Here is a 23,769-nt window from a genome sequence, read left to right on the forward strand (position 1 = left end):
GCAGCGGTTCGGCGATCTTCAGCGCGGCGGCGAGCAGACCGCACAGGTTGCAGCAGTCGGGTACGGCACGCGGCTCTGCCATGGCCACACCGCGATCCTCGAGCCTCGGACGCCTGGACGCCACCCGGCTGTGGGCTGATCCTTCTGCTGAACGGCTCCTGCCGTCCGGCACGATGCCGCGGCTCAGTCTTCGAAGAGTGGACCGTAGGGTTCGTCTTCCGGTGTGGAGACGCGGACGAAGTCCTTTCCGACGCCCAGTGCTACGTCCCGTACGCGAGCCAGGACGTCCCGTTCGGCAGGGAGGGTAAGGGACGGGCGGCCTCCGCCTGCTCGCGGACGGCGTTGATCAAGGATCGATCCCATGCGCGACACCACAAGGCCGGCTGGGCGGGCGGTAGCCGTACCGGCGGCCCTCGCCCGTGGCCCGCGACGGCCTTCACGGCGCATCCACGAGGGCGGTGACCGACGCGGGCGTGCCCAGCTCCATCGCCGCCCGCTCGGGTCAGAGCATCGCGGGGCGTCGCCACTCCTGTCCGAGGACATGGTGGTCGAGGAAGTTCAGCACCGTCTCGTACATGAGGCGGATGTGGTTCGGCGCTCCGACGGTGTGGCCCTCGGTCGGGAAGTGCAGGAACCTGACCGGCACGCCGAGCCGTTGGAGATCGCGGTGCAGGCTCAGTGCCTGGCCCATCGGCACGCGGTAGTCCTCACCTCCGTGCACGATCAGCACGGGGGTCGTCACACCCGCCGCGTCGAGGTGCGGCGAGTCGGCCTCGTACCGCTCCCGTTGCGTCCGCGGGTCGCCGAAGATCTTCCGGAAGTAGGCGTGCATGTCGGTCTCGGCCTGCAACGCCTCCAGGTTCCACATCCCGGCGGCCGAGACGATGGCCTTGAAGCGGTCGGTGAGGGTCGCTGCCCTGTTGGCCAGGTAGCCACCATACGACCAGCCGGCGAGGGCCGTCCGGGTCGCGTCGAGGTCGGCGCGCGCCAGCGCGGCGTCCGTCAGCGCGATGACGTCTCGGTAGGGCTGACGGCCGTATTGCCCCCGGCCGCGTACTTGCATCCGTTGCCCGTAGCCGGTGGACAGGGCCGGGTCCGGCAGCAGCACCGCGTAGCCTCGGGCCGCGAACGGCCAGGGGTTCCACGACCACGTCCAGGCACTCCAGGACGCCTGTGGGCCTCCGTGCGGGACGACCAGCAAAGGTGACGGGCGTTCGGGTGAGGCGCCTTCGGGCAGAACGAGCCAGGCACGCAACGGAAAGCCGTCGTCAGCCGTGGTGTGCACCTCGGTCAGAGTGCCGGGAAGCTGGTGGAGGTCGCCGGGGGCCTTGAGAAAGGCGGGTTGCTGATCAGGTGTGACGGCATCCAGCCGGACCACTCGGGGCGGGCTGTCGATCGCGCTGCGCAGCGCGTAGAGAGTGGTCCCGTCGGGTGTCACGCACAGCGAAGTGTAGGCGCCGGAGGCGGTCAGGCGGGTGACGGTGCCGTCCGCGTCACGACGGAAGACCGGGCAGTGCCCCCGCTCGTCCCCGGTGAACCACACGGTGGTGTCCCCGGGAACCGGCGAGAGGACCGCCCGTCCCGGCCACGGCCAGTTGTCGAACTCCGGTAGCAGGTCGGTCTCCTCGCCGGAGCCCAGCTCGAACGCGACCAGCGTGACGCGCCATTCGGTGTCGTACGTCTCCTCCCGCTGGCGCTGGCAGACCAGCGTCGAGCCGTCGGCCGTGAACGCCAGGCGGTAGTACTGATGGCCAGGGCGCGAAAAGGTGCGACGCCGGACACCTGTGGCCGCGTCGGCGATCACCACCGTATTCGTGTCCGGGGCACGACCGGTCGCGGCCCGCGTGTAGGCCACCAGCGATCCGTCCGGTGAAAGTGCCACGTCTGCTTCGCCCGCCAGGCCTTGACTGCCGGCGTTCACCGCAGGCCCGTCGAAGCCCAGGACGAACGTGTGCGGTTCGTCAGGTCCGAGGGCTCCACTCCACGCACCGGTCGCCGTCTCCTCGTACAAGGCCGCGTTGATCACGGCGTTTTCGCGCTCACGGAGAGAGGCAGCGTATGTCTCGGTGTCCGCGGCGCCGGGTAGGAGATCAGCGGTGTAAGCGACCGCGTCGGCATGGGCGGCGACGGTGAAAGCCGATATGCCACCCGGGTGGTGGGCAGTCTGCTTGGCCTCACCCGTCTCAGGCAACGCCCACAGCGACGTACCTTTTCGGTCGGTCTCATCACCGGCGGGGTCGGTGTTCTGGCGGCCTGAGAGGAACAACAGCGTCCCATCGGCAGCGAACGCGGGGTCGAAGTCGCCCTCGACAGAGCGAGCCACGGGCCGGCTCTCGTCCCGACCCGAGGGGTCAACCTCCCAAAGCGTCGAAACGTGCCCGGTTCCCTCCGCGTTGGTCGAGTACACGGACAGGACCAAACGCGTCCCATCGGGTGCCAGAGCCAAGTCGGACAGACGGGAGTGCGCGGCCAGCAGGCCGTGGAACGCGGCGGGATCATCCGAGGCGTAGACCATGGCGATCATCCTGCCTGCCGCACCCCTGCCGGGACCAGCGGTCGGACGAGCCGAGGGGCGCGCGCATCCGGTCGATCACGGCACTGCGTTGCCCCACCACCGCCTCCACGTCTTGGCGCTGCCTGCGGCGCGGTGCACCCCGGAGCCGAGGTCGACGAACCTGTAGGCGACCGTCGCGACCTGGGCGCCGAGCGTATTTCTACTCCAGTAGCTTTCGGAGCGTTCAGTACATTGCCAACGCAGCCCGGGATCACCGACTGCTGCGCAGTGGAACAACCGGAGTGTCGCCCGTGCCCAGAGAAGCGCCGTACCTCGCAGTAGCCGACATGCTCCGCACGCGGATTCAGGCGGGGGAGTGGGATGTCGGGGAGCGCCTGCCGTCCCGGGCGCGGCTCGCCGAGGAGTACGGTGTCGGGCGCAACGTCCTGCAGAGGGCCATGGACCGTTTGATCATCGACGGCCTTCTCGAAGGGCGTGCCGGCTCGGGCACCTACGTCCGCGTGCCGCGCGAGCGCCTGCGGCTGGTCCGCGCACGGCACCGTGAACGCCGGGGTGGATCTCCGTACGGCGCCGGGATGAGGGAGCGGGGCAGGGCCGACGCCTGGGATGCGCACAGCCAGGTGCGTGTCCCCGCTCCCGAGGCGATCGCCGAGCGGCTCGCCATCCGCCCCGGAGACCTCTGCGTCAACACCCACTACGAATTCCTCGCCGACGGTCAGCCTGTCCAGCTCTCCGAGTCCTGGGAACCGATGGCCATCACCGACGGAACGCCCATCGTGCTGCCCGAGTTGGGCCCTTTGGCGGGGAAGGGGGTGGTGGAGCGCATGCGTTCCATCGGCGTGGTCATCGACACCGTGGTCGAGGTGCCGCGCCCGGCTCGGGCCACCCAGACGCAGGCGAACCTGTTGGGAATCAGTGTCGGGGACCTCGTGCTGCAGATCGAGCGGACCATCTACGACTCGGACGGACGTCCGGTGGAAACTGCCGACATTGTCATTCCTGACGCGCGCCGGGCCGTGGTGTACGAGTTCGCAGCCGAGGTCCCATAGCGCCGGATCCAGTACTGCCGCATGGAAAGGACAAGAGGAGATCGTATGTCGACACCCTCTCGACTCGGGCTTTTGCGTGATCCCGACTTCGGACGCCTGTTTGCCGCCACCGCCCTCGGTCAGCTGGGTGATCGCATCCTCTTTCTCGCCTTGCCGCTGGTGGCGATCGTGGCCTTGCGCGCCGACAACTTCCAGGTCGGGTTGCTGACCGCGATGACCACGGCGGGATCGCTCCTGGTGGGGTTACCGGCCGGCGCGTGGGTTGACCGTATGCGGAAGCGATCGGTGATGATCAGCACCGACGTTGCGCGCTCACTGGTCCTGTTGACGGTACCGGTCGCGTGGTGGGCCGGTCTGCTCACGATCTGGTGGCTCTACGCAGTCGCCTTGGTTCATGGAGTCCTGACCGTCTTCTTCGATGTCGCTTACGTCAGCTATCTGCCCCACCTGGTGGGGCGCGGCAATCTTGTCGAAGCGAACTCGAAGCTTTCGGCGGTACGTTCGGTGACCAGTATCAGCGGGCCGTCGGTGGCAGGGCCGATGGTCGGCCTTGTCGGGGCTCCCGCAACGCTTCTGGTGAGTTCGGCAGGGATGGCGCTGTCAGGACTGCTCGCGATCACTATCGGCAGACGCGAAGAGAAGCGTGAGTCGAGTGAGCGCCCTCAGTTGGGCCGAGAGATCAAAGAGGGGTTGCGGTATGTTCTGCAGCGACCTGTTCTACGGGCGATGATGCTGGCAGATTTGATATTCAATCTTTCCCTGGTCATTTACCAGACCATGTTGCTGGTCTTTCTGGAGCGGGAGTTGGGGCTCGATTCCTTCGGCGTTGGCTTTGTACTGGCGGGAATGGGCTGCGGTGCCTTGCTGGGCGCGCTCTTGGCAGCCAGCGCCTCCAAGCGTGTCGGGCACGGTCCGGTCATCTGGCTCGCGCCCCTGCTCACCTGTCCATGGACCGTCCTGATGCCGTTGGCCCGACCGGGGTGGACCGTTTGTGTGGCCGCGATCGGACTCGCGTCGCTCTCTCTGGGGGGAGTCGTCCGGGTGGTGGCTCAATCAAGCTTGCAGCAGGCCCTCACACCGGATCGGCTCCTCGGCAGGATGAGCGCCACAGCTCGATTCGTATCCTGGGGCGGCATTCCCCTGGGAGGAGTCCTGGGCGGTGTCTTGGGCTCTGCGTTCGGAGCAGCGGCCACCTTGTGGATCGGTGCAGCCGGCATGACGTTGAGCATCCTGCCGAACTTCCTGTCGCCGCTCCGAACCATGCGCACATTGCCTACGGGACAGGTACCCGAGCTGGTGGGCTGAAGCTCTCACGCGGCCGACACGTGAGGCTGCCGCCGAGGCACAGCTTTGCCGCAGAGACCCACCAGCCTGTCGACCGACGGCCCCCTCAGGGCGCACAGTCGGTTGCCAGCACGTCGGGCAGGAGGGAAGCCATCTTCTCGGGCCGGACCCTTCGCGGGCCGCGCCTCACGCTCTTGCTCCGGCCCCCCAGGCCCACTCTGGCCGGCAAGGCCAGTCGCGGCCGTCGGCGCTGGCGGATCGCCCAAGCGCAGCAGGGACGACACGGTCCTGCCGCGGCCGATCAGCACGCTCCCGGTCGGCCTGACCTGGCCGTCGACGCCAGACATCACGCTGCTCGGCGATGCCGCGCACCCGATGCCGCCGGTGGGACAGGGCGCCAACATGGCGCTGCTCGACGGCGCCCTGCTCGGCCTCGCGCTGGCCGCGCACCCGGACGACTTTCCCGCCGCCGTCAGGGAATACGAACGCGAGATGTTCGAACGCACCAGCGCGGCCGGTCGGCAGTCCGCGCGCATCCAGGAAATCCTGATGTCGCCGGACGCCGGCCGGAAAATGCTCGCGTTCTTCCAACCGGACTGAACCATGAGCCTCTTCAGCTCCATACGGCCTGCTGTCCACCACTGCATCAGGTCAACTATGCGTGACCGCCTCCACGCGTGCCGTAATCACTCGTAGAGTCGGACCAGTTGGCAGGAAGGAAACGAGATGTCCCATGACCTGACCGAGCTGGCGCGTGTCGGCCGTGTGCTGGAAGAGGCACACTCCCTGCTGAAAGGTGAACAGGAACGACTGGAACAGCAGTACGGGCCGACACCGTACGGAGACAGCACCGCCGGCAGCCCCATGCAGACGCTGTCCGGGATCAGGGACCTGTCCGCAGCCATGTCCAAGGCACTCAAGGGGGTTGCCCTGGCTGCCGGCTATTCCGTCCTCGGCATGGACCAGCGAGCCGACCACGCGCTCGACGTGGCACGGATGAAGCCGGTGGCTTTCCCGTCCGGTGCGGACCGCATGTCTCGTCCGCTCGGTGAAGCCACCGTACGAGCGATGGAGCTGATTCGAGACCTCGGCTTCTTCGACGAGGACATCGCGATCGAGATCGACGTGGCCCTCGCCGCTCCGCAGGCGACGTATCCACCGGCCGATTGGGACGCGTACGCACGGGAGCAACGCGCTCGGTCCGAACGACACTGACCAACGGCCACTACAGGGCCGTAGCCGCGCTTGGTGTGACCGGTCCCGGCTGCGCCACCAGATGGCGGGGAGGTGCTGATCACTCTGGGCGCACCATCCCCGAGCCGAAGTATCAGCGGTCAATCCCTGGCGCCGCGGGAGCCGTGGCGGGTGGCCCGTCGGCTTCGGAGAAGTCGGTCTTCAAGCGCGCCTTCAGATCCATTATCCGGGTGCGGCGGGGTGCCTGTCACCGTCCTCCGGAATGATCTTTACGCCTGTTATATGCCTTTAGGGTTGCGGAGGACGAGCACAACGCACCGATGTGACCAGGGAGTCGAGAGTGACGCACGACGTTGCCGCGCTGGCGGTGGAACTCACGGAGATGGCCGTGGTAGATCACCAGTCCTCAGTCCGCGCCAACAGCGATGACCCCGCCGAGCAGTTGGCGTGGCGGCGGCTGACCGCACGGCACGGCGACCGGCTCGGCGAGATCATGGATGAGTACGGCTGGCCGACTGCGGACCTGGTCGGCGAGGAAGCCGCCCGCGCGGCCTGGCTGATTGCCCAGCATGCCGACCGGCAGCTCGACGTCCAGCGGCGTGCCCTCCAGCTGATGGAGCAGGCGGTGTCGGCGGGCTCGGCCAGCCCGCGCGAGCTGGCCTTCCTGCGCGACCGCACGCTGGTCAATGAGGGCCGCAAGCAGGTCTACGGCACTCAGATCGCCGGCGTGAAGGACGGGTCACCGGTTCCGTGGCCGTGTGAAGAGCCCGAGCGCGTGGACGAACTCCGTGCGGAAGTCGGCATCGAGCCCTTTGACGAGTACGTTGCCAAGTTCCGAATTCCACAGCGTCACTGACTCGTCGCAGTCCTCACCGAGTGGCTGTGCCCAGCACCTTCCCGGCAGACCGCAGTCGGTAGGCTTGGGGGAGTCCGTCAGGTCTCTGTTGGTGAGAGGGAAGCATCGTGGCAGCTGAGCCCTCAGTCGAGACGACCATCGCGGGCCGTGGCGTGGTGGCCAGGATCAGCGGCGAGATGAACTACCTGACCGGTCCGGACTTGTGGGAGCGGATCAAAGGAGTCCTCGCCGGGAGTGGCCGCTTCGTCGTGCTGGACCTGGCCGGTGTGCCGTTCTGCGACTCCGCGGGGCTGAGCGTCCTGCTCAGGGCTGGTCGGCACGCCAGCCTGGGCGATGCCCAGCTGGTACTGGCGTGTGTGCCGCCGCCGCTGCGGCGGATCCTGGAGATCACGGGCGCGGACCTGGTTCTACCGGTCTATGACACCGTAGCGGCGGCCCAAACGGACCTTGACGGTCGAGGGGAAGCCGGGCTCGTCCCCCAGTAGGCCATCAGGCTTCGAGCGGGGCGCCACGCGGCGTGAGTCGCACCGACTCCGCAGCGCCGCCGGCAGGGGCAAGGACCCACCGCAGTCATCCGAATGGGTGGTTTCGCCCGATAAGCGAGCGGCCAGTCGCGCACGAGGCAGCGCGGTGGACGGGACCCTCCGGTGCGGGCGCGAAGGCGTCGACTTAATCTACGGCCATGACTGACGCCACCATACCCACCATCCGGGAAGCCCTCGACCTGCTGCTGGAGGGCAACCGGCGCTTCGTCTCCGGTACCTCCGAGCACCCCAACCAGGACGCCGCGCGCCGTACGGAGATCGCCCCGGCCCAGCGACCGTTCGCGGTCCTCTTCGGCTGTTCCGACTCGCGACTGGCCGCCGAGATCATCTTCGACCGCGGCCTCGGTGACCTCTTCGTGGTCCGCACCGCCGGCCACGTCATGGGTCCGGAGGTCCTGGGCAGCATCGAATACGGTGCCGCCCTGCTGGAGGCGCCGCTCGTCGTCGTACTGGGCCACGACTCGTGCGGGGCGGTCGCGGCGACCTGCGCGGCCCTGGACGACGGCACGACCCCGTCCGGTTACGTCCGCGACGTCGTCGAACGCGTCACCCCCAGCGTCCTGGCTGCCCGTGCGGCCGGACACCGCGACGCCGACGCGATCCTCGAAGAACACGTACGCCACACCGTGGACCTCCTCCTGGACCGCTCCCGGGTCCTGGCCGAGCGCGTCGCCGCCGGCCAGACCGCCGTGGTCGGCCTGTGCTACCGGCTGACCGACGGAAGCGCCCGCCTGGTCGCGGCACGCGGCGTCGACGTACCAGCTCCCGCTCCCGTCCTGTCCTGATCCACCGCGCACCGGGCAGCGACACGTACAGCTCCCGCCCCGGACAACGCGCGGCCGGGCTCCGCGCGGCCGCAGCGGCCGTGTACCGCGGCGAACTCGTGGTGCTGCCCACCGACACGGTGTACGGCCTCGGCGTCGACGCTTTCGACGCCGAGGCCGTCAGCCGATTGTCCGGGCCAAGGGCCGAGGCCGCGACTTGCCGGCCCACGCCCTCGCGCTGGAACTGCTCGCCCTCACCGGACACCCCGTCCGCCGTCGGCGGGAAGCTCTCCGAGCATCCTGATGCCGCGGTGGTACCCCGAGGAGAAGGGCCACGCTCCGGGTCACGGGCGCGGGAAGCGGGCGCGCATGGCGTCGATGCAGGTGTCCCGGGACGTGGGCCCGCCGAACCGAAGACGGTCGTAGGCCGTGAACGCCGGTTCCAGCCTGTCGAGCTCGTCGACAAGAGCGTGCAGCCGCTCAGACCACTGTGCTGAACCGGCATGAGGGTCGTTCGCGGCGGCACTGATCGCGGTCGTCAGGTAATCCTTGCGCTGAATGGTGGCCGGGGTCACCGAGTGCAGACACACGTACTGCCCGCTGAGATACGCATTCCACTCCGCCTTCCCGGTGACCGGGTCGGCCCAGTGAGCGGTGAACCACGCTTCGAGCAGTTCTACGCCGCCGGCTTCGTCGGCGTGAGTGAACAGGTCGGACGGCACCATCTCGGCACCGTCGGACCGTAGGTATCCCGGGAGCGGCAGACGTCGGCCCAGCATCAGCCGGCGGACCTCATCAGCGTCGCGGCCATGGACGGTGCAGAGTTCCTCCAGGGCGACGAACTGCGCGCTGACGTACACGTCATCGGCATCGGACATCGGATGGTCGCCGTTGACTTCGCGGAACCGCTCGGCGAGCCGCTGCTTCAGGTCCGTCTCCGGCATCGGGTTGCCTCCGGCGTCACCAGGGCGGGCCTCTCCCGCACAGGACTCGGCACGCTACCGGCCGGACGGTTCGGCACTCACCGAACCATCGACGTGCGGGGAGGGCATCCCCTCCAGTGAGGTGGCGGGAGGCCCCAGGGCTTGGTCGAGGCCATGACCGCCCTGGAGCGTCCCACGGTCCGCCGGTCGGCGGATCGCGCGGTCCCCCCATCCGCCGGTGATGCGGGGGACCGTCGGCAGGTTTGCGCCTGCTGGATCCCTAACGCGGGAGCGTCAACGGCGACACGTCCGCGTCAACGGAGGCGACGACCCGGCTCACTCCCGCAGCTCCTGACTCCCGTCGGGTTCTGCGCCTACCACCACCGCGTAGGAACCGAGACCGAGGAGGCGGTCCGCGGAGATCTCGCCGAGCGCCGTGTACAGCGTGCGGATGTGCCCGGTCGTGTTGTCGAAGGCGATGTCCTTGACGGTGCCGTGCGCGGTGCCGTGTTCCGTCAGGACCCGGTGCCCGATGGCCTCGTGATGGGCGGGGAAGGTGCTCCGGCCGGAATCGGCGGCAGCGCGGGAGCGCACGATGACGGCGTCTCGTCCCACCGCTTCGATCGCGTTCCAGGCGATGGTCGTGGCGTGTTTCGGGGCACCGGACAGGCGTAGGCAGGCGACCACCCTGGTGTGGGGGTCGATGGTCAGGCCTTCCACTCGTCCCAGCGGTTCGGCCTCTTCGGCGGTGATCACCGGTAGCCCCTGGGCCTGGGTGAACAGCATCATGCCGCGCCCCCCTCTCCGGTCGTGGGCGTGCCCGCGTGCGACTGCGCGGCGTGCGCACGGAAGGCCTCGACCTGGGCACTGAAGCTGGGCAGGTCGTCGGCGATGAAGTGGCGGGCGTGTGCGGGGACGACCAGGGCCCGTCCCGAGACGGCCAGTGTCTCTCCGCGCGGGATGAACGCCTTCCGCTTCTGGGCATCGAGGTTTTCGTTGGCGGCGATTTCGAAGCCGACGACCCGTCCGCTGGTGCCGGCCTCGATCACGACATCCAGGACCGTGCCCACCTCGGTCCCCTGGTCGGCGAGGACGGGTGCGCCGATGACCTCGCCCTGTTCGGCTTCGCCGGCCCCCACGATCCTGTCCCGCTTCTCCATGACCGCCTCACTGCGAATCATCACGGCGGACGGTCCGATGGCGTGCACTCCCGAGAACGGCAGGCTCTCCTTGAGCGGACCGGACAACAGGCCCCGCCCGCTCAGGGTGAAGCCCGTGATCCGGCCCGCCCGAGCGTCGAAGACGGTGTCCCTGATCTGGGCGACGGCCTCGCCGCCCAGCGTCACGACCACCCGCTTGGTCAGTTCCGAGGCGAGCATGAGGGTGCTCACTGCGATCCCTCCCGACCGGACTGGCGGGCCGCACGTACCGCGATCACCGTGCCGCCACGGCGCCTCGCCTGGACCACCAAGGTTGCCGCGGTGAGCAGTACCACCACCGCGACCAGGGCGACCACCCAGCCCCACCACTCCATCACCGACCTCCTCGCTACCGTCGCTGCCGGGGCCGTCACCTTGTCCGGCGCGACCCTGGGCTATCCGCATGCCCGCGGTCCGGGCATCACACGCCTTTCGGTGCGCCAAGGGGTTGGAGCCGGTGGGGGATCAGGTCAGCTCTGGGGGTGGCCCTGCCGGGGCAGGCGTACGACGGTCACGAAAAACTCGTCGATCTGGCGTACGGCGGCGATGAACTGGTCGAGGTCGACGGGCTTGGTGACGTAGGCGTTGGCGTGCAGCTTGTAGCTGCGCAGGATGTCCTCCTCCGCGGAGGACGTCGTCAGGACGACCACCGGGATGTGCGCGAGGTCGTCGTCGGACTTGATGCGTTCGAGGACCTGACGACCGTCGTACTTGGGCAGGTTGAGGTCGAGGAGAATGAGGTCGGGTCGCGGCGCCTGGCCGTGGGCACCCCTGCGGTAGAGGAAGTCGAGGGCTTCCTCGCCGTCGCGTACGACGTGCAAGGTGTTGCCGATCTTGTTGTCCTCGAAGGCCTCCCGGGTCATGAGTTCGTCACCGGGGTCGTCCTCGACGAGCAGGACTTCGATCGGCTCTACGGGCGCGGTCATGCCGGGCTTCCTTCCAGGGGCGTGCTGACAGGTACCTCATGGTCACCGGCGCGGGCGGCCGGGCCGGCGGGGAGGGTGAAGCAGAAGCGGGTGCCACCGGTGTACGCGGTGTCGATCCAGATGCGGCCGCCGTGGAACTCGATGATCTTCTTGCACAGGGCCAGGCCGATTCCGGTGCCCGAGTAGGCGTCCCGGCCGTGCAGACGCTGGAAGATGACGAAGACCTTCTCAGCGAACTCCTCGGGGATGCCGATGCCGTTGTCGCTCACGCACAACAGCCACCCCGGCGTGTCGGCGTCGGGATCCGGTTCGCAGGTGACGAGGACCTCGGGGGTGCGGTCCGGATGACGGAACTTGACCGCGTTTCCCAGCAGGTTCTGCCAGAGCATGACCAACAGCGTGGGGTCGCCCACGACTTCGGGCAGCTGCTCGGGCCGCTCGATCCGGGCCCCGGTCTCTTCCACCCCGGCGGCGAGATTGTCGAGCGCCTTGTCCAGGCTCCGGTCCAGGGGCACGGGCACGTGAGCGTCGTTGAGGCGGCCGACGCGGGAGAAGGTGAGCAGGTCGTTGATCAGGATCTGCATGCGTTTGGCGCCGTCCACGGCGAACGCGATGTACTGCTTGCCGCGGTCGTCCAACTGGTCCCCGAACCGCTTCTCCAGCAGCTGGCAGAAGGAGGCCACCTTGCGCAGCGGCTCCTGCAGGTCATGGGAGGCGACGTAGGCGAACTGCTCCAGCTCGGCGTTGGACCGGCGCAGCTCCACCGCCTGGTCGTCCAGGTCCGACGCCTGGCGGGCCAGGGCCTCCTGCTGGGCGCGGGAGGAGTCCAGTTCGGCTACCAGGCGCTGCCGCATCGCTTCGACGGTACGGCCCATGGCCTCGATGTCAGAGGGGCCGCCCACACTGATGCGGTGCCCGAACTCCCCTTCCGCCACGCGACGGGACCCGATGCGCAGGGTGTCGAGCGGGCGGACGACCATGGTGTGCACCAGTACGGCTAGGGCGAGCCCGGTCAGGAGGAACGCGGCCACCATACCGGCCAGCACCCAGTTCCGTACGGTACGGACGTGTGCCAGCTGGCTCTTCCCCTGTTCACGGGCCTGGGCCAGGTCGTCGAGCTGGGCGGTGAAGAGGGCGCGGATGCGGTCGAAGGCCTTCTTGCCCCGCTCGGTCGCGGTCCTGTCCACCGGGCGGGGCTTGCCCGGTGTGACGCCCGCGACGAGAGGCTCCGCGTAGGAGCGGCGCCAGCCGGCCGCCGCACGCTCGATGGCGTCCAGGTCTCCGCGCAAGGTCGGTCGGTCGCCGATCAGCGTGCGCAACCGGTCGGCGGATGCCCGCTCGGCCCGCTTGCCGTCCGTGTACGGCGTGAGGAACTGGGGATCGGCCCCGATGGCGTAGCCACGCGCACCCGTCTCCTGGTTCAGCAGCGCGGCCTGCAGCCGGTAGGCCTCGGCGTGGGCCGGCTGTATCTGCTCGACCAGTTCGTCCGAGACATGCGCGGTGCGGGCGAGCAGCTCTGCACCGATCACCGATCCGGTGACCACCAGCGCGATCATGACCGCGAGAGCCACGTGGAACCAGCCCTGCACAGTGATCCTGCTGCGGCGGTGTGCCTTGGGCGGATGGGCAGGCGCTGTCATGTTCTCGATTCCTCGGTCGTCTCAGGCTGTCGGTTCCATCGCAGGTGCAGTACGGCGACGTCGTCCGTCAGGCCGCCATGGGCCTCGGACAAGTGCTCCGCGCTGCCGATGAGTGCGTCTACGAACGCCTCCGGCGGCAGCGCCGCCGCCGAGCGGGCCAACTCCAGCAGGCCCTCCTCACCCAGCCGCTCATGACCTGGGCCGGTCCGCCCCTCGAACAGGCCGTCGGTGAACAGGACGATGCCGGCGTCGGCGGGCAACCGGAGTTCCTGGGCCGGCCAGTGGGCCAGCGCGTCGGGCAGCAGCCCCAGGGCCGGCCCGCCTGCCACCTCCACCCACTCCACGCTGTTGCCACTGCGCAACAGCATTCCGGGGTGACCGGCACGCATGACCCGCGCCGAACGCCGGTCCGGCAGCAACTCCATGCTGGTGAGGGTGGCGAAAATCTGCTCCCCGGTGCGTTCGGCGACCAGGATGTCCTGAAGCGTGCCCAGCTGCCGCGCACCGGTCGTGCCGCTGACCACCAATGTGCGCCAGGCGATCCGCAGGCCCACGCCGAGAGCTGCCTCGTCCGGGCCGTGTCCTGACACATCCCCGATCAGGACGTGTACGGTGCCGTCCGGAGTCTGCACCACGTCGTAGAAGTCGCCGCCCAACAACGCCTGTTCCCGGCCGGGCAGGTACCGGGCGACCACGTCCAGGCCGTGCGCCTCGCGGAGCAGCGGGGTGGGCAGCAGACCGCGTTCCAGGCGCGCGTTCTCCTCGGCCCGCAACTGCCCGGCCTGCAGGGCTGCGGCAGCCTGCTCGGCCTGCTTGCGCTGGATGGCGTATCCGACAGCTCGGCCGAACAGCTCCGGATCGACGCGCCCCTTGACCAGGTAGTCCTGCGCCCCTGCGGCGACCGCCGCCAGCCCGGCGCCCTCCTCGGCCAGCCCCGTCAGCACCACCACCGCGACGTCCGCGCACTGCCGTACCCGGGCCACACCGTCCAGCCCGTGGGAGTCGGGCAGGTGGAGGTCCAGCAACACGCAGTCCGGCGTCGTCGTGGCCAGTGACCCGCGGGCTTCGGCCAGGGAACGTACCCAGGACAGGCGCATACCGGGAGAACAGTCGGCGACCAGTTCCTCCACCAGCAGGGCGTCCGCCTCGTCATCCTCGATCAAGAGGACCAAGGGCTCCTGCCTGGCCGAGGTCGCCTGCTCCACCGTGGACGCGCCACGAGCGCTTTGCACGCCGACAGGCCCCTGCTGTGTTGGGAGCATCCGTCTCTGCTTCCCCTTCGATCGCCTCCGCTGAGCTCCTGGAAGCCCGGTTGCCGTATGGCAACGACCGAAGAGTACTGGGCAGCCGTGCAGCGTGTCCGCCGAAGATCTCGTCGTCGGCCTGTTTCGGCTCGGGCGGATCGCTCGTGTCATTGCGGGACGCACATGTGTCGAGTCGGGGACTCAGGGTAGGCGGCCGGTTACCGGGAGAAACCAGCGGGGGTGCTGAGGAGCCGTAGATGGACGCACTTGCACGACTTATCCAGAAGGCCATGAGCCGCAAGCACCTGTCGGCCGAGTCGGTCGCCGCTCGCACCGGCATCCGGACGCCGCGCGTCAAGGCGTTCGCGGAGGACGGCGCGAAGGGGCCCGTGCGGCCTACCGAAGAAGAGCTGGCCGCACTCGCGGTCATGCTGTCCCTGCCGGCTACGGAGGTGTTGGCGGCGGCAGGCGCCCGGGACACGGCAGGCGGCGGCCGCCAGCCGGCCCTGCGCCTTCGAAGCGCTGATTGAGGCCCGGCCAGGGGGTGTTCGTTTCCGGTCACGGCAACGGTGGCCGGAGCTTGTGGCGGGCGGGGGGTCACTCGTCCTGGTGGTCGCGGAGCACGAGCATGGAGCGGGCTTCGATCTCCACCTCGCTGCCGGCTTTGATCAGGGGTCGGTACTTGGTGTAGGGGATGGCCGTGTCCACCTCCACCGCCCACCAGGGGCCGAGGCCTTCGGGAACGGTGAACGTGAGGGCTTGGCTGTGGGCGTTGAAGAGGAGGAGGAACGAGTCGTCCTCCACGCGCAGGCCCCGCAGGTCCGGTTCCGTGATGGCCTTGCCGTTGAGGTGGACCATCAGGGACCTGGCGAAGCCGGTGTCCCAGTCGGTCTCGGTCATCTCGCGCCCGGCGGGGGTGAACCAGGCGATGTCCTTCATGTCAGTGCGGCCGTCGTGAGAAGCGCGCCCCTTGAAGAACCGCCGCCGGCGGAAGACCGGGTGGTCGCGGCGCAGGGCGATCAGCTTGCGCGTGAAGTCGACCAGCTCGCTTCCTTCGCTGACGTGCGCCCAGTCGATCCAGGTCAGTTCGTTGTCCTGGCAGTAGGCGTTGTTGTTGCCGTGCTGGCTACGGCCCAGTTCGTCACCGTGCAGCAGCATGGGCACACCCTGGGAGAGCAGCAGGGTGGCGAGGAGGTTGCGCTGCTGACGGGCCCGCAGGGCGAGGATGCCGCGATCGTGGGTGAGGCCCTCCACGCCGCAGTTCCAGGAGCGGTTGTGGTTCTCACCGTCGCGGTTGTCCTCGCCGTTGGCCTCGTTGTGCTTGCTGTCGTACGAGACCAGGTCGCGCAGGGTGAAGCCGTCGTGCGCGGTGACGAAGTTGACCGATGCGTAGGGTCGGCGGCCGTCGTTCTGGTACAGGTCGGAGGAGCCGGTGAGCCGGGATGCGAACTCGCCGAGTGTGCCGCCCTCGCCCCGCCAGAAGTCACGTACGGTGTCGCGGTATTTGCCGTTCCACTCGGTCCACAGCGGCGGGAAGTTGCCGACCTGGTAGCCGCCGTCGCCGACGTCCCATGGCTCGGCGATGAGTTTCACCTGGGAGATGACCGGGTCCTGCTGGACGAGGTCGAAGAACGACGACAGGCGGTCGACCTCGTGGAACTGGCGGGCCAGGGTGGCCGCCAGGTCGAAGCGGAAGCCGTCGACGTGCATCTCGGTCACCCAGTAGCGCAGCGAGTCCATGATCAACTGCAGGGTGTGCGGGTGGTTCATCCGCAGGCTGTTGCCCGTGCCGGTGGTGTCCCAGTAGAAGCGCGGATCCTCCTCGGACAGGCGGTAGTACGCCGCGTTGTCCAGCCCGCGCAGCGACAGCACCGGACCGAGGTGGTTGCCCTCGGCCGTGTGGTTGTAGACCACGTCGAGGATGACCTCGATCCCCGCCTCGTGCAGGGCCTTGACCATCGAGCGGAACTCCTGCACCTGCTCACCCCGCTGCCCCGCCGAGCAGTAGGCGTTGTGCGGGGCGAAGAAGCCGATCGTGTTGTACCCCCAGTAGTTCGACAGTCCCTTCTGCGTCAGCGCGTGGTCCTGCACGAACTGGTGGACCGGCATCAGTTCCACCGCGGTGACGCCCAGCCTGACGAAGTAGTCCACCATGGCCGGGTGCGCAAGCGCGGCGTACGTGCCGCGCATCGCTTCCGGTATCGCCGGGTGAGTCTTCGTCATGCCCTTCACATGCGCCTCGTAGATGACCGTCTCGTGATAGGGAGTGCGCGGCGGATGGTCACTGCCCCAGTCGAAGAAGGGGTTCACCACCACCGACTTCGGCGCGTACGGGGCGGAGTCCAGGTCGTTGCGTCGGCCGGGGTCGCCGAAGTGGTAGGGGAACAGCGCCTCGCTCCACTCGACCTCGCCCTCGATCGCCTTGGCGTACGGGTCGAGCAGCAGCTTGTTCGGGTTGCACCGCTCACCACGCTCGGGCCGGTACGGTCCGTGCACCCGGAACCCGTAACGCCGGCCCGGGCCGACGTCCGGCAGGTAGATGTGGTGGACGAAGCCGTCGACCTCTCTCAGCGCGACCCGGTCCTCGGTGCCGTCCTCATCGAAGAGACACAGCTCCACGAGCTCCGCCGCTTCGGAGAACACGGCGAAGTTGGTCCCGGCGCCGTCGTAGGCGGCGCCCAACGGCGACATGTGTCCCGGTCGCGGGCCTACCTCGGTACTTTCCTGCCATATCCGCATGACCACGCGCCTCCCCGGTACGGATGGTGGGCAGCCCGCACCCGTCCGTTCCCTTGTGCCCGTGTCATCAGTGAGCATGCCCTTACGCCGGACCGGCCCCGGCGAGCCGCGCGAGGAAGCGGCGCTGTCCCAGGCGGGGCCGCATGCGGGCCGGGGCAGTCCGGACCGGCCATGGCGCGGCGTACGTCCAAAGGACGCGCGTGACTGGCGGGGGCCGCTCTCCAGCGCAAGCGTGGACCTGCGGGCAGCAGCTGATTCAGTGCGCTCGGGCTGTTGCCCGCAGGTCAGCCCACGGTTGTTCAGAGCGGCGAGCGGCTGCGAGGCACCCGGGCCAAGGGGCTCACCAGCCCGTACAGCTGGTTGAACGCGTCCCGCAGAACCGGGCGGTCCGGGGGAGCGGCCGCCACCAGTGCCTGTTCCAGAAGTTGCCTGCGGCGTTGACGCGTCGCTTCGAGCACGCAGTTTCCGGCGCCGGTGATGCAGTACTCGCCCGTCGGAAGGCGGCGCACCAGCGTGCGTTGCTCCAGCCGCTCGAGCAGTTCCGCCGCGAACGAGGGGCTGACGCCGAGGTCGCCGGCGATCCGGCCGGGATGGGCCGGCTCGCCGCCCAGGGCGAGCAGACCGCGCATCTGCTCCTCGGAAACCGAAGGGGCGACCTCCTGATGGGCCCGCTGCCACAACCTGATCATCGACGCGGCGACGAGTTCCGCCGCCGCATTGGCTTCGGCATATTCGGGTTCCACTGACATGGGTTTCCCCTTCCTTCATGCCGTTGAGTACACGCACTTACCCACCCGCAGAGGCATCAGCCCCGCCTTTACGTTCGAAAAGGCTGTGAGCTGGGACGGAGGGCGAATGACGTGACGGCATCATCGGTCATTCAGGTGACGAGGTCCCCGGTTCGAGCGGCCCTTGACCTCTCGAACCGGGGGCGGTCCGGTCGGAAAAGAAACGCGGATTCACTCCGTTAATTGGCCGGAACGGGTGGCGAATTGAGTGCCGACGGGAAGCCCGGGTAAAGGAATTCCATCCCGGGAATCGCCCCGGACCAAAGATCCTCGGCAGACGTCGGAAGGAGCAGGGATGGACAGGCCGGCGGAAGTTCTGCTTGACCGGGTGCGTGAACGCGGAGGGTACGTACAACAGGAGGAGGCGGCCCACGCGGTGCGGATCGTGCTGCCGGTACTGGGCTCGCACCTGGTCGGGGACGACCGTACCGATCTGGCGACGCTGCTGCCGTCGCAGTTCGCTCCATGGTTGGCCGAGGCGGAACCGGCCAGCGAGCCTCTCACGCCTTCGGCCTTCGTCGAGGCGGTGGCAGCGAAGGACACCATCGGTGCGGTGGACGCCCGGCGTGCCGTGGTCGCGGTGCTCAGCACGTTGGCCGACACGGCCGACGACGGCTTGCTGCGCCGGATTCTGACGCAGCTCCCGCCGGGCCACGCCGGCTTCTTCGGTCGCACGGACCCGGCCTGAGAGGCCTCCTGCTCCCGCCCAACCAGGAGGCGGATGCGGTGCGGAAGAGCCGCTCTGCCGTTGTTGCCGAGCCATCGCCGGCGGCCGGTACACGCGGGCAGTCAGTGCGTGCGACGGGCTGTCGCTCTTGGACGTGGCTGATGCCATCCTGCAGCCCGCGGCGAGAAAGACCCCGTACAAGGGAGCGACCGGAGGGATCGTCCGTCGTGGGGCGGTACACGCCGTTTCCGGCGAAGAGGAGTCACATCGGCCATGGATGCCCGTTCACGTTCACCTGGACGGGGCGGGCCCGGCGCAGAATGCGGGCCTGCGCCTGTCCGGATCCTCGGGCCATACGGACGCCCTGGCGGGGGATGCTGTGGAGGGTGTTGACCGAGCACGGCGCCGAGACGGTTGCCCGTACCGCGGTCACGCCGCCGACAGCACCGCGCGTACCGTCTTGCCACCGCCGGAATCACTCACCACCGACAGTCGGCGGGACACCGTCCTCACCAGCGCGATGCCGCGTCCGCTCTCCGCGGACATGGACGGCCCCCGCAGACAGGGCCGACGGGGACTGTCGTCATGCACCTCGATCGTGAGTTCGTCGGCGTCATCCACCGACAACCTCAGCCGGCAGGAACTACGTCCGTGCCGCGTGGCGTTGGCCACCAGCTCGGAGGCCACCAGCACGGCATCGTCCATATCGGCCGCATGCTCGGCTCCCTCGCGGATGAGGAACTCCTGGGTCAGCCGCCGCGCACAACAGGCCGAGTGGTCCGCACACGGCAGGTGGTATTCGACGCGTGCGGTACGCCGTCGGGCGCGCCGGTACGCACGCATGGTGCTCACTTCCCCTCCGTAGAGGATGGCGACGCACTGAGTGCCAGGCGCCGGGCCGGGGATGGCAAGAGCGGCACGTTCCTTGGTACGGCCCATTCCCTCCGCCAGACCCTCGCAACCCGGTCGGCGGACGATGTCCACCCGGGACGTACCGCAGTTGACGTACGCGGCCGGCCCAGGGAAGCGGATCACCAACGCCTCAGGCTCGCGACGACGCCCCGTGACCGCCGGGAATCACCTATCGGTGCCAAGGGTCCGGTTCGGGCGCGTCTTCGGTGAGTTCCGGTTCCAGGCCCTCGGTCACCCTGGTGCGGCCCCGGCCGGCCTCGGCCCGCCAGGCCTCGAAGGTCCAGGCGGTGACGGCGACGACGGCGAGACCCAGGAGCCAGCCGCCCAGAACGTCGCTGCACCAGTGCACGCCGAGGGCGACCCTGGTGAAACCGACGCCGAGCACGGACAACACGGCGACGCACCAGCACCCAACCCGCCAGGCCCTCGGTATCAGCGGCAGAAGCACCAGCAGGAAGATGCCGAAGGACGTGGTGGCCGTCATGGCGTGGCCGGACGGGAAGGCGTATCCGGGCGCATGCGCCACCGGGTCCTGCAGGCCGGGCCTGGCGCGCTCCACCACGGTCTTGACCAGCAGGCCGACGAGCCCGCCGGCCACGGCGGTCACCGCCGCCCAGGCTGCCAGACGCCACGCCCTGCGGTACAGCAGCCAGACGGTCAGCACCACGACGGCCGCACGCAGCGTGAGGGGGTCCCAGACCCCGTCGGACAGCAGGCGCAGTGCGCTCGTCCACGCCGGGTGGTCGAGGGCGACCTCGTGCAGGCGCTGTGCGGCGCCCATGTCCAACTGCCGCAAGGGCCTCCACCTGCCTTCGACCAGGATCAGCAGCAGCCCGAAGGGGACCGCGCTCACGGCGGCGACGAGAGCCGAGGCGAACAGTCGTGCGCCGAACCGGCGGTCGGCCTGCCGGCGACGTTCGCGCAGCTGTCGCAGGGTGACCAGCGTGCTCATTCAGACCTCCGGATCTTCTCGGACAGGACCGGGTCGCCGGCCACGCGCAGCTTCCAACCGGGCGGCGAAGGACAGGCCCAGGAACAGGGCGAAGAGGGTGTCGAACGAGTCGCTGAGGCTCAGGTAGAGGCTCAGCAGCCAGGTGAGCGCCATCCACAGCACCAGGTACACGGCAGCTCCGGAGTCCAGGCAGGTGTAGCCGGGTTGCCAGCGGCTCGGCGAGCTCGGTGTGCCGGGCGGTGCTCACGGGTCTCGGGAACCTCCAGGTCTTCCCGATACGGTGGCCGGCATCCGTCCCCCTGATCAACGTCTCGCGGCGATGGTCGGCCTGAGGCTCCTCCTCCGGCTCACCACCGTTTGCCCGCTCATGCCCGGAGCAAGGCAGGCCCCGCCCGGGTCACTGAGCGTCGGGAGCGCAGGGAGCGCGTCTGCATCCGGACTCGACGGCATACCGGCGGCCCCCGCCCGTGATGCCGCACCCGACGCAGCGGCACACAGGCAGCGGCTGTGCCGTCGCCTGGAGCGGCTCATCGGCGTGGCCGCCACCGAGGGCAACGAACTCCGCCCCCTGCGCGACGGCGACGAGATCTTCCCCGCCATGCTCGGAGCCATCCGTTGGCGCGACACCCGCGTCTACGGTTCCTCTTGGAGCCAGCGCCGGATCACTGGACGCGTCCTTGGCCCAGGCCGCCTTTGGGCACCAGCCGCCGTATGGTCACCGTGACCTCGTCGACGTTCAGTCCGGTCAGGTGGGTCACCCGCTCGGCGACGTCACGCTGGATGCCCTGCGAGAGGCCCGCGAGGTCGGCGGGGTAGGGCAGGTCCAGGCCCAGTCCCAGGCGTACCGATCCCCCGCGCGTGACGGCTGACGCGGAGGGCTCGGTGGCACGGCGGTCCGGTGGCAGAGCCGCCCGCTGCTCCTGAGCCGTGCGGGCCACGCGGGCGGCGATGCGGGCCACGACCCGGTCGGGGATGACGGTGGCACCCCGTTCACGGGGCGCCGGAAGCCGCTCGGTCCGCGCCGGCGATTCGGGCGTGGGGTGGCGGGTGCCGCCCGCCGCTGTGCTCACCGCTGCCGCCGCAGGTCGATGTCGCCCTTCGCGACGAGGCCGATCAGCAGCCCCACTCCGCCCAGGACGGCGACCAGGAGAAACACCCAGAAGCCACCGAAGTAGCCGGCGAAGCCGAGTGCCATGCCGGCTGCCATGCCTGCGATCGCTGTGTCCATCACTCACTCACCTGCCTCGCGCGCCCGCGCCGTGGTCGGAACGGGCGATGACCGTCGGTGTTCAGCGCACGCGACCTTCTTCTGCCGCTGCCTCTTCCTCGGGCCGCCCGGCACTTCGCGGGTGGACGTGCCAACGATCTTGGCCACCACACTGACCGAGACGGCGTCACACCGGCCACGCCGGCCAGACCCTCCTGGCCGATGCTGTTCCGGTTGGTGGTGTCCGTCATGGCCCTCGCCTCGATCGGCCTTGAGGTTTGGAAATGACACCTCTCAACGGTTAGACACCAACGCCGCCCAACCATCACACCCGCTTTGTGGCCTATGTCCCATAGCATGGTGAGGGTGACTCCGCTGGGAGCGGACGATGGCAGTACAGACCGGATGCACCCCTCCGGACCTTCGGCTCTCGGACGCCCTGCTCACGATGCGCGCCTCCGAGGGCGACGAGGACGCTTTCGCTCTGCTCGTACGGCGCCACAGCCGCAGTCTCCTCCTCCTGGCCACCCATATGCTCGGCAACCCGCAAGACGCTGAAGAGGCCGTTCAGGACGCCTTCGTCAGTGCGTGGCGACGGTTGCCGGAATTCCGTCACGGCGCCGCGTTCACCACCTGGATCTACCGGATCACTGTCAACCGGTGCCTGAACGCCCGGCGCCGCACCCGTCTTCCCCTGCCACTGGACGCGGTGGCCGAACCCGCCGCACAGGAAGCCTGCAGCTCGCCCAGCCGGACGGCCGAAGGGCATGCCGCCCTGGCCGCCCTGGCCGACTCGCTGGGCAAGCTCAACGCCGATCAACGAGTGTGCTGGATCCTCCGGGAGGTGCACGGCTTCTCCTACACCGACATCGCACAGATGACAGGCGTGAGCGAGGAAACCGTGCGCGGCAGGCTGTTTCGAGCACGCCGGTCCCTGAAGGAGGCGATGGCGCCATGGCGCTAGAGGACCAGGAGCCGCAGAGCCCCGCCGCCCGTGTGCCCGTCCTGGCATCGCTCACCGGTGACGAGGTCCTGCCCTGCGGCCGACTTCTCAGTCACGTCTGGGAACAGGCGCGCGATGCCGCACCGGAGGCGGATCCGCACACTGCTTCCTGTGCGCACTGCCGCGAGGCCGCCGAGGGGCTGGCCGCACTCGACGCGGCCACACAGGCGTTGCGCGAGCAGCAGCCGACCGGGATGAACGCCGTCGCCGACCGGGTCATGGCCATCGTCCGGTCGGAAGTCCGGCTTGGGCGCATGCTCCCGCTGAACGACCCCGCACTGGATCTGCGGATCGCCGAGAGCGCCGCCGCCAAGGTGCTGCGCCAGGCCGCCGACACGGTACCCGGGGCAAAGGCCATGAGCTGCCGCCTCTCGTCCCAGGACAGCGGCACCGGGGTGCACGTGACCATGACCCTTGCCGCAGCGTTCGACCCACCGATGCCCGTCACGGCCGACGAGGTCCGCCGATCGGTCATCACGGCGGCGGACCACACGCTCGGCATGGCGGTCACGGACGTCGACCTCACCGTGATCGACATCCTGCCCACCGAACCCGGCGGTGCCTGATGACCTCACCCGACCTCCCCGCCCTCCGCAGGGCCGCGGCGGACGCCGCTGTCATGACTCCAGGCGTGGTCGGCCTGCACTGCGGCCTCGCCCACCGCCTCGCACACGCCTGGGCGGAAACCGCCGGCAGACACTCTGCGCCCGATACGGGCGTCCGCGCCGACCGCACAGCAGACGGCACCGGCTGGCACATAGAGGTGCGCTGCCTCCTGTCCGAAGGTCACCGAGCGCTGGATGTCGCTCGCAACATCCGTTCCAGAGTGAGAAGCGCTGTCCTCACCTACCTCACCGAACGCAACCAGGTGGAACCCGTCACCATTACCGTCACCGTGACCCGCATCATCACCCACACCCCACGGTGACTCTGGAGGAGGCGCACCCCCCGCCGCGCCCCTGTTTCCGGCCCGAGGCCGAGGGCAGGCGATTGAGTGAGAGCCATGAAGGGAGAGACATGACTGCCGGAGAGAAAGCGAAGGCCAAGGCCGAGCAGGCTGTCGGTAAGGCCGTGCGAAAAGTCGCCCACGCGCTCGGCAACAGGGAAACGGAAGCCAAAGGCGCCGCACTGGAGGCGCGGGGAAAGGCTCGCGCTCTCAAGGAAACGGCGAAGGGCGGCCTCCAGCGCTGATTCCGGCCCTGAACGCGCCCGGACGACGTCCCGGTCCGGGGCGACGCGCTACGACAAGAGGGCGTACGTCTTCCACGGCACGGTCACTGCGGGATCGGCGTCGCCCTGTACCCCCAAGGGTTGAACGTATCGCGTGTTCAGCCTCCTGCCGTGGGTACTGGGCCAGGCGAC

The 23,769-nt window shown here is 69.0% G+C and carries 26 protein-coding genes and 4 pseudogenes; 15 read left to right on the forward strand and 15 right to left on the reverse strand.

Annotated elements, in window-relative coordinates; genetic code table 11:
- Window positions 1-502: 502 nt before the first annotated feature.
- The gene (locus ACZ4U1_RS14005) at window positions 503-2,524 is read right to left on the reverse strand and encodes an alpha/beta fold hydrolase (RefSeq protein WP_467903067.1); all 2,022 of its coding nucleotides are present in this window, start codon (window positions 2,522-2,524) and stop codon (window positions 503-505) included.
- Between the two features lie 281 nt (window positions 2,525-2,805).
- On the opposite strand from ACZ4U1_RS14005, the gene ACZ4U1_RS14010 reads away from it, so the two are divergent.
- The 8 genes and pseudogenes from ACZ4U1_RS14010 to ACZ4U1_RS14045 all read left to right on the forward strand — a co-directional run.
- Window positions 2,806-3,564 carry a GntR family transcriptional regulator gene (locus tag ACZ4U1_RS14010; RefSeq protein WP_467903068.1) on the forward strand — a complete coding sequence of 253 codons (759 nt, stop codon included), beginning with the start codon at window positions 2,806-2,808 and terminating at the stop codon, window positions 3,562-3,564.
- Window positions 3,565-3,609: 45 nt separating this feature from the next.
- Entirely contained in the window at window positions 3,610-4,869 is a 1,260-nt protein-coding gene (locus ACZ4U1_RS14015; RefSeq protein WP_467903070.1) for an MFS transporter, read from the forward strand.
- Window positions 4,870-5,121: 252 nt separating this feature from the next.
- A pseudogene (locus ACZ4U1_RS14020) lies at window positions 5,122-5,448 on the forward strand (FAD-dependent oxidoreductase); the annotation flags it as partial.
- A 126-nt stretch (window positions 5,449-5,574) separates the two neighbouring features.
- A complete protein-coding gene (locus ACZ4U1_RS14025; RefSeq protein ID WP_467903072.1) occupies window positions 5,575-6,063 on the forward strand; it encodes a hypothetical protein in 489 nt (162 codons plus the stop codon).
- Window positions 6,064-6,382: 319 nt separating this feature from the next.
- Window positions 6,383-6,898: a DUF6624 domain-containing protein gene (locus ACZ4U1_RS14030; protein WP_467903073.1), complete on the forward strand. Its 516-nt coding sequence runs from the start codon at window positions 6,383-6,385 to the stop codon at window positions 6,896-6,898.
- Window positions 6,899-7,005: 107 nt separating this feature from the next.
- Complete coding sequence (locus tag ACZ4U1_RS14035) at window positions 7,006-7,383, forward strand: STAS domain-containing protein (RefSeq protein WP_467903075.1); 378 nt, start codon at window positions 7,006-7,008, stop codon at window positions 7,381-7,383.
- Window positions 7,384-7,580: 197 nt separating this feature from the next.
- Window positions 7,581-8,228, forward strand: coding sequence for a carbonic anhydrase (locus ACZ4U1_RS14040; RefSeq protein ID WP_467903077.1), 648 nt, complete (start codon window positions 7,581-7,583; stop codon window positions 8,226-8,228).
- Window positions 8,228-8,442 (forward strand): annotated as a pseudogene (locus tag ACZ4U1_RS14045) (L-threonylcarbamoyladenylate synthase); the annotation flags it as partial. The gene ACZ4U1_RS14040 and the pseudogene ACZ4U1_RS14045, both read left to right, overlap by 1 nt.
- A gap of 109 nt (window positions 8,443-8,551) precedes the next feature.
- Here the strand turns inward: ACZ4U1_RS14045 and ACZ4U1_RS14050 are convergent.
- The 7 genes from ACZ4U1_RS14050 to ACZ4U1_RS14080 all read right to left on the reverse strand — a co-directional run bounded on the left by ACZ4U1_RS14050 (window position 8,552) and on the right by ACZ4U1_RS14080 (window position 14,157).
- Window positions 8,552-9,151, reverse strand: coding sequence for a DUF6058 family natural product biosynthesis protein (locus ACZ4U1_RS14050; protein WP_467903079.1), 600 nt, complete (start codon window positions 9,149-9,151; stop codon window positions 8,552-8,554).
- 315 nt (window positions 9,152-9,466) lie between these two features.
- Window positions 9,467-9,919, reverse strand: a complete 453-nt coding sequence (locus ACZ4U1_RS14055; RefSeq protein WP_467903081.1) for a PRC-barrel domain-containing protein — start codon at window positions 9,917-9,919, stop codon at window positions 9,467-9,469.
- Window positions 9,916-10,521 (reverse strand): PRC-barrel domain-containing protein, encoded by a 606-nt coding sequence (locus ACZ4U1_RS14060; protein ID WP_467903082.1) that lies wholly within the window; start codon window positions 10,519-10,521, stop codon window positions 9,916-9,918. The genes ACZ4U1_RS14055 and ACZ4U1_RS14060 overlap by 4 nt, the downstream gene beginning before the upstream one ends.
- The gene (locus ACZ4U1_RS14065; protein ID WP_467903084.1) at window positions 10,518-10,664 is read right to left on the reverse strand and encodes a hypothetical protein; all 147 of its coding nucleotides are present in this window, start codon (window positions 10,662-10,664) and stop codon (window positions 10,518-10,520) included. Before ACZ4U1_RS14065 ends, ACZ4U1_RS14060 begins: the two co-directional genes overlap by 4 nt.
- Before the next feature lie 135 nt (window positions 10,665-10,799).
- Window positions 10,800-11,255, reverse strand: coding sequence for a response regulator (locus tag ACZ4U1_RS14070; RefSeq protein ID WP_467903086.1), 456 nt, complete (start codon window positions 11,253-11,255; stop codon window positions 10,800-10,802).
- Complete coding sequence (locus ACZ4U1_RS14075; protein ID WP_467903088.1) at window positions 11,252-12,895, reverse strand: sensor histidine kinase; 1,644 nt, start codon at window positions 12,893-12,895, stop codon at window positions 11,252-11,254. Before ACZ4U1_RS14075 ends, ACZ4U1_RS14070 begins: the two co-directional genes overlap by 4 nt.
- A complete protein-coding gene (locus tag ACZ4U1_RS14080) occupies window positions 12,892-14,157 on the reverse strand; it encodes a PP2C family protein-serine/threonine phosphatase (protein WP_467903090.1) in 1,266 nt (421 codons plus the stop codon). Before ACZ4U1_RS14080 ends, ACZ4U1_RS14075 begins: the two co-directional genes overlap by 4 nt.
- A gap of 239 nt (window positions 14,158-14,396) precedes the next feature.
- Here ACZ4U1_RS14080 and ACZ4U1_RS14085 point away from each other — a divergent pair, with 239 nt between their 5' ends.
- A complete protein-coding gene (locus ACZ4U1_RS14085; RefSeq protein WP_467903092.1) occupies window positions 14,397-14,669 on the forward strand; it encodes an XRE family transcriptional regulator in 273 nt (90 codons plus the stop codon).
- A 67-nt stretch (window positions 14,670-14,736) separates the two neighbouring features.
- Here ACZ4U1_RS14085 and glgX read toward each other — a convergent pair whose 3' ends face one another.
- Together glgX and ACZ4U1_RS14095 are read right to left on the reverse strand one after the other, a co-directional pair.
- Window positions 14,737-16,878: a glycogen debranching protein GlgX gene (gene glgX / locus ACZ4U1_RS14090; RefSeq protein WP_467903094.1), complete on the reverse strand. Its 2,142-nt coding sequence runs from the start codon at window positions 16,876-16,878 to the stop codon at window positions 14,737-14,739.
- 299 nt (window positions 16,879-17,177) lie between these two features.
- The gene (locus ACZ4U1_RS14095) at window positions 17,178-17,627 is read right to left on the reverse strand and encodes a helix-turn-helix domain-containing protein (RefSeq protein WP_467903096.1); all 450 of its coding nucleotides are present in this window, start codon (window positions 17,625-17,627) and stop codon (window positions 17,178-17,180) included.
- 334 nt (window positions 17,628-17,961) lie between these two features.
- On the opposite strand from ACZ4U1_RS14095, the gene ACZ4U1_RS14100 reads away from it, so the two are divergent.
- Window positions 17,962-18,354, forward strand: a complete 393-nt coding sequence (locus ACZ4U1_RS14100; protein ID WP_467903097.1) for a DUF2267 domain-containing protein — start codon at window positions 17,962-17,964, stop codon at window positions 18,352-18,354.
- 408 nt (window positions 18,355-18,762) lie between these two features.
- Here the strand turns inward: ACZ4U1_RS14100 and ACZ4U1_RS14105 are convergent, their stop codons facing one another.
- From ACZ4U1_RS14105 to ACZ4U1_RS14115, 3 genes and pseudogenes are all read right to left on the reverse strand, one after another.
- Window positions 18,763-19,368 (reverse strand): ATP-binding protein, encoded by a 606-nt coding sequence (locus tag ACZ4U1_RS14105; RefSeq protein ID WP_467903517.1) that lies wholly within the window; start codon window positions 19,366-19,368, stop codon window positions 18,763-18,765.
- Window positions 19,369-19,414: 46 nt separating this feature from the next.
- On the reverse strand, window positions 19,415-20,197 hold the full coding sequence (locus ACZ4U1_RS14110; RefSeq protein WP_467903099.1) for a phosphatase PAP2 family protein: 783 nt from the start codon (window positions 20,195-20,197) through the stop codon (window positions 19,415-19,417).
- A pseudogene (locus ACZ4U1_RS14115) lies at window positions 20,198-20,419 on the reverse strand (hypothetical protein); the annotation flags it as partial.
- 226 nt (window positions 20,420-20,645) lie between these two features.
- On the opposite strand from ACZ4U1_RS14115, the pseudogene ACZ4U1_RS14120 reads away from it, so the two are divergent.
- A pseudogene (locus tag ACZ4U1_RS14120) lies at window positions 20,646-20,813 on the forward strand (cardiolipin synthase B); the annotation flags it as partial.
- A gap of 46 nt (window positions 20,814-20,859) precedes the next feature.
- On the opposite strand, the gene ACZ4U1_RS14125 reads toward ACZ4U1_RS14120, so the two are convergent.
- Together ACZ4U1_RS14125 and ACZ4U1_RS14130 are read right to left on the reverse strand one after the other, a co-directional pair.
- Window positions 20,860-21,267 carry an Asp23/Gls24 family envelope stress response protein gene (locus tag ACZ4U1_RS14125; protein ID WP_467903100.1) on the reverse strand — a complete coding sequence of 136 codons (408 nt, stop codon included), beginning with the start codon at window positions 21,265-21,267 and terminating at the stop codon, window positions 20,860-20,862.
- Window positions 21,264-21,425, reverse strand: coding sequence for a hypothetical protein (locus tag ACZ4U1_RS14130; RefSeq protein WP_467903102.1), 162 nt, complete (start codon window positions 21,423-21,425; stop codon window positions 21,264-21,266). The genes ACZ4U1_RS14125 and ACZ4U1_RS14130 overlap by 4 nt, the downstream gene beginning before the upstream one ends.
- A 367-nt stretch (window positions 21,426-21,792) precedes the next feature.
- Between ACZ4U1_RS14130 and ACZ4U1_RS14135 the strand changes: the two genes are divergently transcribed.
- The 4 genes from ACZ4U1_RS14135 (at window position 21,793) to ACZ4U1_RS14150 (ending at window position 23,598) form a co-directional block, all read left to right on the forward strand.
- A complete protein-coding gene (locus ACZ4U1_RS14135; RefSeq protein WP_467903104.1) occupies window positions 21,793-22,368 on the forward strand; it encodes an RNA polymerase sigma factor in 576 nt (191 codons plus the stop codon).
- On the forward strand, window positions 22,359-22,973 hold the full coding sequence (locus tag ACZ4U1_RS14140; RefSeq protein ID WP_467903106.1) for an Asp23/Gls24 family envelope stress response protein: 615 nt from the start codon (window positions 22,359-22,361) through the stop codon (window positions 22,971-22,973). Before ACZ4U1_RS14135 ends, ACZ4U1_RS14140 begins: the two co-directional genes overlap by 10 nt.
- A 65-nt stretch (window positions 22,974-23,038) precedes the next feature.
- Entirely contained in the window at window positions 23,039-23,335 is a 297-nt protein-coding gene (locus ACZ4U1_RS14145) for an Asp23/Gls24 family envelope stress response protein (protein ID WP_467903108.1), read from the forward strand.
- 89 nt (window positions 23,336-23,424) lie between these two features.
- Window positions 23,425-23,598 (forward strand): hypothetical protein, encoded by a 174-nt coding sequence (locus tag ACZ4U1_RS14150; RefSeq protein ID WP_467903109.1) that lies wholly within the window; start codon window positions 23,425-23,427, stop codon window positions 23,596-23,598.
- The last annotated feature ends 171 nt before the right edge of the window (window positions 23,599-23,769 follow it).

The organism is Streptomyces sp. NPDC028928, from assembly GCF_055564915.1.